This is a genomic window from Mesorhizobium sp. M0848, assembly GCF_040319805.1.
In the GTDB taxonomy this organism is placed as follows: domain Bacteria; phylum Pseudomonadota; class Alphaproteobacteria; order Rhizobiales; family Rhizobiaceae; genus Mesorhizobium.
The window spans coordinates 1-13,364 of record NZ_JAMYOM010000006.1 but is presented as its reverse complement, the minus strand read 5'-3'; the positions used below and the strand labels follow the sequence as shown (position 1 = coordinate 13,364).

General features: G+C 64.3%; 13 protein-coding genes. 4 read left to right on the top strand and 9 right to left on the bottom strand.

The window, feature by feature from the left end; translation table 11 throughout:
- The first annotated feature begins 64 nt into the window (after window positions 1–64).
- The 3 genes from NKH95_RS08060 (at window position 65) to NKH95_RS08050 (ending at window position 3,392) form a co-directional block, all read left to right on the top strand.
- The gene (locus NKH95_RS08060) at window positions 65–640 is read left to right on the top strand and encodes a YceI family protein (protein WP_023810598.1); all 576 of its coding nucleotides are present in this window, start codon (window positions 65–67) and stop codon (window positions 638–640) included.
- 67 nt (window positions 641–707) lie between these two features.
- Window positions 708–1,694 carry a Gfo/Idh/MocA family protein gene (locus tag NKH95_RS08055; protein WP_352891304.1) on the top strand — a complete coding sequence of 329 codons (987 nt, stop codon included), beginning with the start codon at window positions 708–710 and terminating at the stop codon, window positions 1,692–1,694.
- Window positions 1,695–1,733: 39 nt separating this feature from the next.
- Entirely contained in the window at window positions 1,734–3,392 is a 1,659-nt protein-coding gene (locus tag NKH95_RS08050) for an FAD-binding dehydrogenase (protein WP_352891302.1), read from the top strand.
- 28 nt (window positions 3,393–3,420) lie between these two features.
- On the opposite strand, the gene NKH95_RS08045 is transcribed toward NKH95_RS08050, so the two are convergent.
- From NKH95_RS08045 to bcoG, 7 genes are all read right to left on the bottom strand, one after another.
- Window positions 3,421–4,359 carry an alpha/beta hydrolase gene (locus tag NKH95_RS08045; RefSeq protein ID WP_352891300.1) on the bottom strand — a complete coding sequence of 313 codons (939 nt, stop codon included), beginning with the start codon at window positions 4,357–4,359 and terminating at the stop codon, window positions 3,421–3,423.
- A 208-nt stretch (window positions 4,360–4,567) separates the two neighbouring features.
- On the bottom strand, window positions 4,568–5,350 hold the full coding sequence (locus NKH95_RS08040) for a carnitinyl-CoA dehydratase (protein WP_352891299.1): 783 nt from the start codon (window positions 5,348–5,350) through the stop codon (window positions 4,568–4,570).
- Complete coding sequence (locus NKH95_RS08035) at window positions 5,343–7,421, bottom strand: acetate--CoA ligase family protein (protein ID WP_352891298.1); 2,079 nt, start codon at window positions 7,419–7,421, stop codon at window positions 5,343–5,345. Before NKH95_RS08035 ends, NKH95_RS08040 begins: the two co-directional genes overlap by 8 nt.
- 3 nt (window positions 7,422–7,424) lie before the next feature.
- A complete protein-coding gene (locus NKH95_RS08030; protein ID WP_352440490.1) occupies window positions 7,425–8,588 on the bottom strand; it encodes an acyl-CoA dehydrogenase family protein in 1,164 nt (387 codons plus the stop codon).
- 3 nt (window positions 8,589–8,591) lie between these two features.
- Complete coding sequence (locus tag NKH95_RS08025) at window positions 8,592–9,695, bottom strand: carnitine 3-dehydrogenase (RefSeq protein WP_352891297.1); 1,104 nt, start codon at window positions 9,693–9,695, stop codon at window positions 8,592–8,594.
- A complete protein-coding gene (locus tag NKH95_RS08020; RefSeq protein WP_352554621.1) occupies window positions 9,692–10,321 on the bottom strand; it encodes an HD domain-containing protein in 630 nt (209 codons plus the stop codon). The genes NKH95_RS08025 and NKH95_RS08020 overlap by 4 nt, the downstream gene beginning before the upstream one ends.
- 22 nt (window positions 10,322–10,343) lie before the next feature.
- Window positions 10,344–11,261 (bottom strand): 3-dehydrocarnitine:acetyl-CoA trimethylamine transferase BcoG, encoded by a 918-nt coding sequence (gene bcoG / locus NKH95_RS08015; protein ID WP_023810589.1) that lies wholly within the window; start codon window positions 11,259–11,261, stop codon window positions 10,344–10,346.
- Between the two features lie 77 nt (window positions 11,262–11,338).
- Here bcoG and NKH95_RS08010 point away from each other — a divergent pair, with 77 nt between their 5' ends.
- On the top strand, window positions 11,339–12,319 hold the full coding sequence (locus tag NKH95_RS08010; RefSeq protein WP_352891296.1) for a GlxA family transcriptional regulator: 981 nt from the start codon (window positions 11,339–11,341) through the stop codon (window positions 12,317–12,319).
- A 14-nt stretch (window positions 12,320–12,333) separates the two neighbouring features.
- Here the strand turns inward: NKH95_RS08010 and NKH95_RS08005 are convergent, their stop codons facing one another.
- The gene (locus NKH95_RS08005; RefSeq protein WP_023810587.1) at window positions 12,334–12,537 is read right to left on the bottom strand and encodes a hypothetical protein; all 204 of its coding nucleotides are present in this window, start codon (window positions 12,535–12,537) and stop codon (window positions 12,334–12,336) included.
- Window positions 12,538–12,714: 177 nt separating this feature from the next.
- Window positions 12,715–13,191, bottom strand: coding sequence for a GNAT family N-acetyltransferase (locus NKH95_RS08000; RefSeq protein ID WP_352440489.1), 477 nt, complete (start codon window positions 13,189–13,191; stop codon window positions 12,715–12,717).
- Between the last annotated feature and the right edge of the window lie 173 nt (window positions 13,192–13,364).

Genomic DNA, 13,364 nt, shown 5'->3' with positions numbered 1-13,364 from the left:
AGCGGTTCATTCGTTCATGGAGTGAGGGCGCAAGAAATGCGCTGCCTCCAACAAGGAACATCCCATGTACACGCGCATCCTCGGATTTGCGGCGGTCGCCGCTTGCCTTGCCATGCCTGTTTCAGCGGCCGTCGCGCTTGGTGACGCCGCCGGCAGCTATTCGATCAGCCCGGCCAGCTCCAGCATCCGCTTCTCCATCGACAAGGTCGGCGGCGGCGGCCTCAATGGCGCCTTTGCCCGCTTCAAGGGGTCGATCCGCATCGACAACAGCGATGTCGGGCGCTCGCAGGTCAATTTCACCATCTTTCCCGAAAGCGTCGGCACCGGCCAGGGCCGTATCGATGCCTTCCTGCGCTCCGACGCGGTGTTCGATGCCGCCAAGAACCCGGAAATCCAGTTCCGCTCGACCAGTGTGACCCGAACCAGCGACACCACGGCCCTGGTCTCCGGTAGGCTGACGGCGCGCGGCAAGACGTTCCCGGAAAAATTCACGGCCGAGCTTGGCGGTCTCAAGGCTGGCACCATAAAATTCCATGTCACCGGCAAGGTGTTGAGGTCACGCTACGGCATGGATGTCGGCACGCCGATCTATTCCAACATCGTCGACTTCGACATGACGCTGACCGGCAAAAGGGGCTGACCTTGTCATTGGCTTTTCCGGCGATTTCGGGCAAACCTCGTCGCCTGTAATCGAGAGGAGAAGCCTGATGTTCCGATGGGGTGTGTTGTCGACGGCCAAGATCGGCCGCGAGCATTTGTTGCCGGCCATGGTCGAGGCGGAGAACGGCGTGCTGTCGGCGATCGCCAGCCGCGACCTGTCGAAGGCCAAGGCGCTGGCCGACCGCTTCGGTGCGCGGCATGCCTTCGGCTCCTATGAGGAACTGCTCGCCTCGAAAGAAGTAGACGGCGTCTACATCCCGCTGCCGACCTCGCAGCATGTCGAGTGGGCGGCCAAGGCCATCGAAGCCGGCAAGCACGTGCTGGTCGAAAAACCGCTGGCGCTCGACGCCAAGGACATTCTTCCGCTGATCAAGCTGCGCGACCAGAAAAAGGTGCTGGTCTGCGAGGCCTTCATGGTCATCTACCACCCGCAATGGATCAAGGTACGCGACCTCATCGCCAGCGGCGCCATCGGCCGGCTGCGCCATGTGCAGGGTGCCTTCTCCTACTACAATGTCGACCCCAGCAACATGCGCAACCAGCTCGACCTCGGCGGCGGCGCGCTGCCCGACATCGGCGTCTACCCGACCGTGTCGACGCGCTTTTCGACCGGCAAGGAGCCGCTGCGCGTGCAGGCGACGATCGAGCGCGACAAGACATTCGGCACCGACATCTACTCCTCGATCCGCGCCGATTTCGGTGACTTCGAACTGTCCTTCTACCTGTCGACGCAGATGGCGGCGCGCCAGGTGATGGTGTTCCACGGTGAGAAGGGTTTCATCGAGCTGTTCTCGCCCTTCAATGCCGGGCTCTACGACCACCACCGCGTGGAACTGCACAACCAGAACCACACCGAGGCGCAGGTGTTCCGCTTTCCCGGCACGCAGCAGTACCGGCTGGAGGTCGAGACCTTCGCGCGTGCGGCACAGGGCGGCAAGGAGCGCGTCTTCACGCTGGAGGAATCTGTGCTCAACCAGAAAGTCATCGATGCGATCTTCCGCGCCGGCGGCACGGACGGCTGGGAGACCGTCTGACCCCGGCAATAAAGTAGCCGGCTAATTCTGGGAGGAAAGATGGCTGACGATGCGGACGTGATCATTGTCGGCGCTGGCCTTGCCGGGCTGGTTGCCGCCGCCGAGCTTGCCGAGGCCGGCAAGAGAATCATCATCGTCGACCAGGAGCCGGAGCAGTCGCTCGGCGGCCAGGCGTTCTGGTCGTTCGGCGGCCTTTTCCTCGTCGATTCGCCCGAGCAGCGGCGCATGCGCATCCGCGATTCGCATGACCTGGCGCTGGAAGACTGGCTGGGCACCGCGGCTTTCGATCGGCCCGAGGATTTCTGGCCGCGCAAATGGGCGGAAGCCTATGTCGGCTTTGCCGCCGGCGAAAAACGCTCCTGGCTGATGCAGCGCGGCCTGAAATTCTTCCCCGTGGTCGGCTGGGCCGAGCGCGGCGGCGGCAATGCCATCGGCCACGGCAATTCGGTGCCGCGCTTCCACATCACCTGGGGCACCGGCCCCGGCGTTCTCGAACCGTTCGTGCAGCGCGTGCGCGAGGCGCAAAAACGCGGATTGATAAGCTTCAAGTTCCGTTATCGGGTCAATGAACTGACGCGGACGGGTGCTGTTGTGACCGGTGTGCGTGGCGACATCCTGCAGCCCAGCGCTGTCGAGCGCGGCCACAAGAGTTCGCGCGAAATATCAGGTGATTTCGAGCTTCACGCCCAAGCGGTGATCGTCGCCTCCGGCGGCATCGGCGCCAACCATCAACTGGTGCGGGAGAATTGGCCCAAGCGGCTTGGCACGGCGCCCAAGCGCATGATCACCGGTGTGCCCGACCATGTCGACGGCCGCATGCTGGCGATCACCGAACGGGCCGGCGGCTCGATCGTCAACCGCGACCGCATGTGGCACTATGTCGAGGGCATCAAGAACTGGGCGCCGATCTGGACCGACCATGCGATACGCATCCTGCCCGGCCCGTCATCGCTGTGGCTCGATGCGCGCGGCAAGCGCTTGCCGGTGCCGCTCTATCCCGGTTTCGACACGCTGGGCACGCTCTCCCACATCATGAGCACAGGCTTTGACTATTCCTGGTTCATCCTGACCAAAAAGATCATCCAGAAGGAGTTCGCGCTGTCGGGCTCCGAGCAGAACCCTGATTTGACCGGCAAGAGCTGGCGCCAGGTGCTCGGCCGCGCCACATCTGGCATTCCGGGTCCGGTCAAGGCGTTCATGGAGAAGGGCGAGGATTTCATCGTCGAGGCTGATTTGCCGGCGCTGGTCGCGCGCATGAACGCGCTTGCCGGCGGTGAGCCGCTTCTTGAGGTGGCCCAGGTCGAGCGCGAAATCCGCGCCCGCGACCGGCAGCTCGACAATCCGTTCTCCAAGGACATGCAGATCACCGCTTTGCGCGGCGCCCGTGCCTATCTCGGCGACCGGCTGATCCGCACGGCAAAGCCGCACAAGATGCTCGACCCGGCAAACGGCCCGCTGATCGCGGTGCGGCTCAACATCCTGACCCGCAAGACGCTGGGTGGCCTGCAGACCGACCTCGACAGCCGCGTGCTGGATGCCGATGGCCAGCCGGTCGCGGGACTCTACGCCGTCGGCGAAGCCGCCGGTTTCGGCGGGGGCGGTGTGCATGGCTATGCGGCGCTCGAAGGCACATTCCTCGGTGGGTGCATCTTTTCCGGCCGCGGCGCCGGGCGGGGGGGGGCCGCGGCCGTGCAATAAGGCCCAAACCGCGAGACGATAGAACCACTCACCAGAGCCAGGCGCCCTGTCCAAGGGCGGCCACCGCATCGACGATCCGGGTAAAACTCGCTCGGGCGCGGCCCACCGTGTGCCGGGCTCTGAGATAGCCATGCACCAGCCCTGGTTCCTCGAACCAATATGCCCGTCCGCCGGCCGCGACGATGCGGTCGCGATAGGCTTCGCCGTCGGACGACAGGGGATCGCATTGCGCGGTGATCAGCACTGTCGGCGGCAGGTTGGCGAAATCGGCGTCGGCAAGCGGCGACTGCGTGATGTCGCCGGTGCCGTCTTGCCCGCCGGTGCGGATGTTCTGGTAGAATTCGAGATCGCGCGTGGTCAGCATCGGCGCTTCGGCATGCGTTATGTACGATCCTTGCGACCGGTCGCCGCCGAGGCCGGGATAGATCAGAACCTGGCCGATCGGCGTTTTCGAATGGCCGCGCGTTGCATGGCTGACGGCGGCGCAGAGATTGCCGCCGGCGCTGTCGCCGCACAGCAGGATCTGGTGCGAAGGGGTCGCGGCGGCCCATTCGAAAGCGCTCATCACGTCGTCGAAGGCGGCCGGATGCAGATGTTCAGGCGCCAGCCGATAATCGACCGAGACCACCTCATAGCCGGTGCGGGCACAAAGCTCGGCGCAGACATCGTCATGGCTGTCCAGTCCGCCGAGGATGAAGCCGCCGCCATGGACATAGAGCACCGTCACGGCTGCCTGGAGTGGGCTTCGATAGATACGGGTCGGGATATCGTGCGTGGACGTCGCGATGGCTGAGGTTTCGACAGCAACGCCGTCGGGATAGCCGGCAAAGAATTCGCGGCAGATGCGGTCGTAGATCTCGCGCTGCTGCGCGATCGTGTAGTCGATTGTATCCGGCGGGTAATAGGAATTGGTGCGCTCGATGAAGGCCCAGGTCTCGGCGTCGATGAGGGTTTTGTAGTCGGTCATGAGTGAGGCTGCCGAAGTCGAACCTGGGCACCCCCCTCTGGCCTGCCGGCCATCTCCCCCGCAAGAGGGGAGATTGGCAGTTTCGATCGCGGTGCTCTTCTTGCAACGTTGACGATTGGCGAAAGCAGAAACGACATCCAATCTCCCCCCTTGCGGGGGAGATGCCCGGCAGGGCAGAGGGGGGTGTGACGGGACGCCATCGTTCCCACTACTTCCCCTTCCACACCGGATCGCGCTTTTCCGCAAACGCACGAAAGCCTTCCATATTGTCCTCGGAGCCGTAGAGCGCATCGACCGTCGGCAGCTGCCGGCGCGTCACCCTGTTCATCGCGTCCTGGAAAGTCAGCGATTCCGCCACCCGCGCCGTTTCCTTGATCGCGGCAAACACCAGCGGCGGGCCGCTGGCGAGCAACCGGGCGATCTCCCAGACGCGATCTTCCAGCCTTTCCTTGGGCAGTACCTCGTTGACCAGGCCCCAGCGATGCGCCTCGGCGACATCCATCCAGCGGCCCGTGAGCAGAAGGTCCATGGCGACATGGTAGGGGATGCGCTTCGGCAGTTTGATCGTTGCCGCGTCGGCCAGCGTGCCGGCGCGGATCTCGGGCAGTGCGAAGGAGGAATGATCGGAGGCGTAGATGAGGTCGCAGGACAGCGCCAGCTCGAAGCCACCGCCGACCGCCATGCCGTTGACGCAAGCGATGACCGGCTTGTTGAGGTCGCGCAACTCCTGCAGCCCGGCAAAGCCGCCGACGCCATAGTCGCCGTCGACCGCATCGCCGCCGGCGGCCGCCTTCAAATCCCAGCCGGCACAGAAGAATTTGTCGCCGGCGGTCTTGACGATGGCGACGCGAAGCTCCGGATCGTCGCGGAACGCCATGAAGGTCTCGCCCATCAGCCGCGAGGTCTTCAGGTCGATGGCGTTGGCCTTGGGCCGGTCGAGCGTGACTTCGAGGATGGTGCCCTCGCGGCGGGTCGAAATGACGTCAGACATTCTTCTTGTCTCCCAGCACCAGCAGTGCGTCGGCGATCCAGGCGCCTTTGCCCTCCGCGCAGACGATCAGCGGGTTGATGTCGAGTTCCTCGATCTCACCGGCATTCTGCTGCACGAAGGCGGCAATGCCCGAAATGGCATCGATGGCAGCCGCGACATCGGCTTTCGGCCGGCCGCGATAGCCTTCGAGCAGCGGGAACAGTTTCAGGCCGCGCAGCGCCGCCTCGATATCGTCGCGGGTCGCCGGCAGCATGAGCGTAACGCTGTCGCGCAACAGCTCGACCAGCACGCCGCCGGTGCCGAGCGTCATCACCGCGCCGAACATCGGATCGCGGGTGAAGCCGACGATGAGTTCGGCGACACCGTCGCGCACCATGCGCTCGACATAGAGCCCGGTGCCGAGCGGCAAGAGGTCATGCGCCGCGGTGCTGACGGATTCGGCATCCCTGAGATTGAGCCTGACGGCGCCAACTTCGGATTTGTGGCTGACGCCGAGCGCCTTCAGCGCCACCGGGAAGCCAAGCGCCATGGAAGAGATCACCGCCTCGACCGCATTGGCGGCGCGTTCGCCCTTCGGCACCGGCAGGCCAGCCTTGATCAGCCGTGACTTCGCCTCGGCCTCATCGGGCGTGACGTGGTCGCCGCCAGGCGCACCGGATGCGGACGTGTCGATCGGCTGCGCCTGCGGTTCAGCCCAAGCCCAGCCGATGAAGGCCGCCGCCCCGGCTGCATCCATGGCTTCCGAAATGCCGAACAACGGCACCATGCCGCGCGCCATCAACTCGGCCGTGTATTCCTCCGGCAGGTTCTCCGGCAGCGAGGAGACGATCGCGCCATGCGCCTTGTTGGTCTTCAGCGCCGATTCGAAGGCGCGTAGCGTCGCCCACCAGTCGGTGACCGAGCAGCGGTCGGGACGCGGAAAATCGAGCACCAGCATGTTGAGGTCGAAGCCGCCCGACACCATGGCCGTGAAGGTGGCGGTCATCGCCGGCTCGTTGTTCCAGATGAAGGTGTGGTAGTCGAGCGGGTTGGCGACCGCGACCAGCGGCCCGAGCGTCGATTTGACATGGGCGCGGTGGCTGTCGGTCAGTACAGGGAAATTGACCCAGCGCCCTTCGGCGCTGTCGGCCATGACAGAGGCCTCGCCGCCCGAGCAGCTCATCGACGACAGCCTGTAGCCGGGCAAAGGTCCGGTGATGTGCAGCAGCTTCAACGCTTCGATGAAGGCGGGGATCGAATCGACACGCGCAATGCCGAGCCGCCGCAGGAACGCACCCGAGGCCGCGTCCGAGCCGGCCAGCGAGGCGGTATGCGAGACAGTCGCCTGCCTGGCCTGTTCGGAACGGCCGACCTTCATGGCGATGATCGGCTTCTTCAGCTTGCGCGCCCGTGCCGCCAGCCGCTCGAAGCCGGCTACCGAATCGAAAGCCTCGATATGCAGGCCGAGCGACGTGACCCGCTCGTCCTCGATCAGGCCGAGCGCCATTTCGGACAGGCCGGTCTGCGCCTGGTTGCCGGCGGTCATCAGGAAGGCGATCGGCAGGCCGCGCCTTTGCATCGTCATGTTGATGGCGATGTTGGAGGACTGGGTGATGATGGCGACGCCCTTGCCGCCCTCGGCCAGTCTTATCCCGCCATGCTGGTCGGGCCACAGAAGCGCGCCGTCGGCATAATTGATCAGGCCGTAGCAATTCGGCCCGATGATCGGCATCGAGCCGGCCGCCCCGACCAGCTCGGCCTGCAGCCGCTCGCCGTCGTCGTCATAGGCCTCGGTTTCGAGGAAGCCGGCGGCAAAGCAGACGGCACCGCCAGCACCGCGTTCGGCCAGCGCCTTGACCACCTCGATGGTCAAATGCCGGTTGACGCCGACAAAGGCAGCGTCCGGTGCGCTCGGCAAATCGGCGACCGAACGATAGGCCCTGCGGCCGGCAACCTCGTCCTTGGTCGGATGCACCGGCCAGATATCGCCGGCAAAGCCCATCTTGATCGACTGCGCGACGACGGCTGCGGCCTGTGCACCGCCGAAGACGGCGATCGATTTCGGCCGCAGGAGACGCTCAAGCTTGTGCATATGTTATGCCCCAAACGGACGCAGCAGCGCCCGTGAAATGATGTGGCGCTGGATTTCCGACGTGCCCTCCCAGATGCGCTCGACGCGCGCGTCGCGCCAGATGCGCTCCAGCGGCAAATCGTCCATCAGCCCCATGCCGCCATGGATCTGGATCGCTTCATCGGCAACGTATGCAAGCATTTCGGTGGCCTTCAGCTTGGCCATGGCCATGTCCTGATCGGTGACGGTGCCCTGATCGTACTTCCAGCCGGCTTCGAACACCATCAGGTCGGCGGCCTTCAGTTCGGTCGCCATGTCGGCGAGTTTGAACGACACGCCCTGGAATTTGCCGATCTGCTGGCCGAACTGCTGGCGTTGTGCTGCGTATTCCACGGCATGACCAAGCGCTCGTTCGGCACGGCCGAGGCAAGTGGCGCCGACCTGCAGGCGGGTGGCGCCGAGCCATGAATTGGCGACGTCGAACCCTTTGTGGACTTCGCCCAACACTTGGGCGGCGGGAAGCCGGCAATCGTCGAATTCGAGGATGGCGTTGGTGTAGCCGCGATGCGAGACGTTGCGGTAGCCATCGCGGACGGTGAAGCCTTTGGTGCCCTTGTCGACGAAGAAGGCGGTGATCTTCTTGCGCTTGCCGCGCGGCGAATCCTCTTCGCCTGAGGCCATGAAAACGATGGCAAAGTCGGCGAGGTCGGCGTGGGAGATAAAATGCTTGGTGCCGTTCAGCACCCAGTCGTCGCCGTCCTGCACGGCGGTCGCCTTCATGCCGCGCAGGTCGGAGCCGGCGCCCGGCTCGGTCATCGCCAGGCAGTCCCATTTCTCGCCGCGGATGCAGGGGAACAGATACTTCTCGCGCTGCTCGGGTGTGCCGGCCAAGAGGATGTTGGAGGGCCGCGCCACGCAGGTCCAGTGCAGCGCATAGTTGGCGCGGCCGAGTTCCTTTTCGTAGAGCAGCCAGGTCACCGTATCCAGGCCAGCGCCGCCGACATCGGCCGGCATGTTGGCGGCATAGAGCCCGGCTTCGATCGCCTTGACCTTGATCTCCTCGATCAGGTCGCGGCGCAGCACGCCGGTGCGCTCGACCTCGCGCTCATGCGGGTATAGCTCGTTCTCGACGAACGCCTTCGTCGTCTCGACGATGAGCCTCTGTTCTTCCGACAGCCCGAAATCCATGCTTCAGCCCTTCTTCTTGCCGGTCTTTTTCTTCGGCTTCTCGGCTTTTTTCACCGGCTTCAACGCCTTGGCCTTCTCGGCCGCCTTGGAGGCCGTGGGCTTCTTCGCCGCCAGTTTGGCCAACTGCCTAGTATAGTCCTTGTGCAGGGCGCCAGCGCCCCAGCCCTTGCCTTTGTTCTGCTTCGACAGCGCGTCCATGATGGCGACCAGATTATCGTCGCGGATCTTTTCCAGTTCGCGGATCGACAGGCCATGCGCCTGGTCGTCCGACTGCGTGGCGATCAGGTCGACCAACTCGTCGTTGAACTCCGGCACATCCATCAGCTTGGTCCATGGCCATTTCAGGCAGGGCCCGAACTGCGCCATGAAGTGGCGCATGCCGGCCTCGCCGCCGGCGACGCGATAGACCTGGAACATGCCCATCTGCGCCCAGCGCAGGCCGAAGCCGTAGCGCATGATGTCGTCGAGTTCCTCGACCGTGCAGATGCCGTCCTTGATCAGCCACAGCGCCTCGCGCCATGCCGCTTCGAGCAGGCGGTCGCCGACGAAGGCCTCGATCTCCTTGCGGATCACCACCGGCTTCATGCCGATCGAGGCATACATTTCCTTGGCGACCTCGATCGCCTCTGGGAAGGTCTGTTCGCCGCCGACGATCTCGACCAGCGGCAAGAGGTAAACGGGGTTGAACGGATGCCCGACGACCAGCCGCTCCGGGTGCTTCTTCATCGCCACCTGCATGTCGGTCGGCTTGATGCCCGAGGTCGAGGAGCCGACAATGGCGTTGGCCGGCGCATGGGTATCGATCTCGGCCAGCACGCGGTGCTTGAGGTCAAGCCGCTCCGGCACGCTCTCCTGGATGAAGTCGGCATCGGCGACCGCCTCGGCGATGGTCTTGGCGAAGGTCAGCTTGCCCTCCATGGGCAGGCCGCCGGGCACCATCTGCTTGTAGGCGCGCCGCGCGCCCTTCATCACTTCGCCGACCTTGCGCGATGCCTCGGGATCGGGATCGAAGATCGACACGTCGATGCCGTTGAGCAGCAGGCGCGCCACCCAGCCGGCGCCGATGACGCCGCCACCGATGGCGGCTGCCTTGTTGATGATGCTCATGCGGAAGCTCCGGCTCTTGTCGTGGCTGTTGCGGGATCGATGAGCGGCACGCGTTCGCCGGCGCGGATCACGGACGGGTCGTAGGCCTTGCGGGCAAAGACTTCGAGCACGAAGGGCCGGAACAATTCGATCGGCAGCGTGTCATAGTCGGGGTCGAAGCTCGACTGGTCCCAGCGTTCGCAAAACTGGTCGCAATCGTCGAAATAGGCGTGGCCGGCAAAGCGGTCGCGCGCATGGCGGTTACCGCCCAGATGATGGGCATAGTAGAGCCGCTGGAAGTCGCCATGCTTTTCCACCACCCAGGTGCATTGTTCGCGCACGAAGGGTTTCAGGATCGAAGCGGCATATTCGTCGTGATTGTATGGCGCGTAAATGTCGCCGATGTCGTGCAGCAGCGCGCAGGCGATCCAGTCGGTGTCGGCGCCGTCGCGCCAGGCACGCGTCGCCGCCTGCAGCGAATGGCCGAGCCGGGTGATCTTGTAGCCCGACAGGCCCGCGTCGAGCTGGACCAGCGCATCGAGCAGCCGCTCGCCGGTCCTTGCCGCATAGTCGATCTCATGCGCGGTCAGGAACTCGTAGTCGTCCCGGTCGCCATCCTTCATCGCGGTGAATTTTACGGTAGTCATGCCGCCCCTCCCGATGAATAAGTTATGCCGCGATCGGCGCCCGCTTGGTGAGGTTGAGCTTTTGCCGCACCTCTTCCGGCCCAAGAATCCTGGCGCCCAGATTGGTGACGATGCTGGCGGCACGCTCGACCAGCTGAGCATTGGTCGCCAGCACGCCCTTGTCGAGCCACAGATTGTCTTCGAGACCTACCCGGACATTGCCACCGGCCAGCACCGCCGCCGCGGCATAGGCCATCTGGTTGCGGCCGATGGCAAAGGCCGACCAGTTCCAGGTGGACGGGACATTGTTGACCATGGCCATGAAGGTGTTGAGGTCGTCAGGCGCACCCCACGGCACGCCCATGCAGAGCTGCACCAGCGCATCCGGGTTCAGCACCTTTTCCTCGACCAGTTGCTTGGCGAACCACAGATGGCCGGTGTCGAAGGCCTCGATCTCCGGCTTGACGCCGAGCGCCGTCATCATGCCGCCCATGGCGCGCAGCATGCCGGGCGTGTTGGTCATGACATAGTCGGCTTCGGCGAAATTCATGGTGCCGCAGTCGAGCGTGCAGATTTCCGGCAGGCACTGGCGCACATGTTCCATGCGGTTGGTGGCGCCGCCCATGTCGGTGCCTTTTTCGTTGAGCGGCAGCGGCGCTTCCGGCGATCCGAACACCATGTCGCCGCCCATGCCGGCGGTCAGGTTCAGGATGACGTCGACTTCCGCCGCGCGGATGCGCTCGGTCACTTCGCGGTAGAGATGCACATCGCGCCTCGGCTTGCCGGTTTCGGGATCGCGCACATGGCAGTGCACGATCGCCGCACCCGCCTTGGCTGCGTCGATGGCGGAATCGGCGATCTGCTTGGGCGAGCGTGGCACATGCGGGCTGCGGTCCTGCGAGCCGCCGGACCCGGTCACGGCACAGGTAATGAAGACCTCACGGTTCATCGCAAGCGGCATGGAACTCTCCTCCGATAGAAACAGACCACAACAATGCCCGACTTGCCGGAAACTGTTTTGCGCTTTACGAAGCTTCCATGACAAAAAGCGAAAAACCGACGATATTTCGCGCCGAGCGTCTGCCGCTCAAGGTGACGCTGCTGGTGTTTTCGGGCTCGTCGATCATGTGCGTGGCCTCGGCCGTCGATCCGCTGCGCGCCGCCAACCGTATCTCCGGCGAGACCCTGTTCGATTTTCGGCTGGTCTCGGTGACCGGCGAGGCTCCGGTCACCACCTGCGGACTGCCGGTGGCGGTCAGTGGCCGTTTCGACGCGGGCGAGCCAACCGACGTCCTTGTCGTCGTCGCCGGCTTCGGCACCCAGAACTATGCAACTTCGGCTTTGTTGTCCGGACTGCGCCGGGCCGCACGCACGGCGCGTGCTTGCGGCGGTGTCGAGGCGGGCACTTGGCTGGTGGCACGCGCCGGCCTGCTGGAAGGGCGCAGCGCCACCACCCACTGGGAGGACATGGAGGATTTTTCCTCGGCGTTCCCTGGCGTCGATGTCCGCCCGGATCGCTACGTCATCGACGGGCCGGTGTTCACCTCGGGCGGCGCTTCGCCGACCTTCGACCTGATGCTGCATCTCATCCGCACGCGGCTCGGCATGGCGGTGGCGCTCGATGTCGCCAGCGTCTTCATCTATGACCAGGCGCGCGCCGCCACCGACGCACAGCCGCTGGTCTCGCTCGGCCGGCTCGACGGCTACGATCCGCGGCTGGCGCATGCGATCCGGCTGATGGAAGCGCATGTCGACCAGCCTCTGACCATAGAGGCGATGGCAAAGCGTGCCGGGGTGACGGCACGGACGCTGGAAAGCATCTTTCGCAAATCTATCGGCGAGACACCGGGCGCCTATTACCTCAGGCTGCGCCTCGGCGCCGCGCGCCGGCTGGTGGTCGATACGAGGGTTGCCATGGCCGATATTGCCGGGCGGACCGGGTTCTCGTCCGCCGCCGCATTTTCGAGAGCGTTTTCAAGGACTTTCGGCGAAGCGCCGGTCAGATTGCGGAGGGGGTAGGTTTCAACGGGCGATCACGCCGCGTTCTGACGGTCGCCGTCGATCTGCGAGCGCATCTGCCTGGCCAGACGGGTCTCGAAGCGGCTGGCGACAGCGCGATCCCATTCGTTCGCAATCTTGGCGTCGTCGGATTTCCTCGGCATCGCCATCAGCCGGTCGATGATCGATCCGGCCTCGCCAGGTGAGAGCAGGGCGTCGATTTCACGTTCGTTCTGCATATCGGTTCGCCTCCTTCTTCCTCTCCCGCCACGAGCCAGTCTTATACGAGATTCGTGACGGCAGTTTGAAGGCAAGAGCGAGGTCATTGAAGGGCGTCGAAGGGCAAAACCATGTCGCGGGACCGGGCAATGCGCAAAGCTGTTCCTGCGCCTTGGCAGGTCAGGTCAAGGAGAGATCTACAGCCGCTTTTCGAACAGCACCGTGGTGAAGCCACTGTCCCATTCGTCGTCTGGATAGCGGTTTTTCTCGATATAGCCGACCGCCTTGTAGAGTGCTTGTGCGGGCAGATTGAACGTGTCGGTTTCCAGCCGCGCCTGCGCCAATCCGGCGGCGCCGATCGCCTGTTCGGCGTGGGAAAGCAGCTTGCGGCCGACACCTTGCCCTTGACGGGATGCCGTCACGTGCAGGGCCTCGATGAAATCCGCGCGCCAATGGATCAGGCCGGCGACCTCGCCATCGATCTCGGCAACGGCGAATTCAGGCCAGCTCTGGTCGACATAGCGCCCGCCAATATCCGTCTCGACATAGCGCCGCGCCGCTGCTTCGGTGATGTTCGGCAGCCATGTGCCTTCGAAGGTTTCATGCAGCACCTGCTTCAACGCCGGAATATCGCTCGCCTGCGCCGGGCGCACGATGATTCGATCCTCTGCCATTTTCCGTCTCCCGCCAATGCATGTCGCCCAAAAGCGCACAGCGATTTTGGGATGGCGACATGCATAAAATAAAGGCTGCCGCACGGGCCTAATGCAGTTCACTTAGGCACCTTCAGTGTTCTGACAGGATATTTGGCTGGTAGCTTTTTGACGACACGGGGGCATGATCGCCC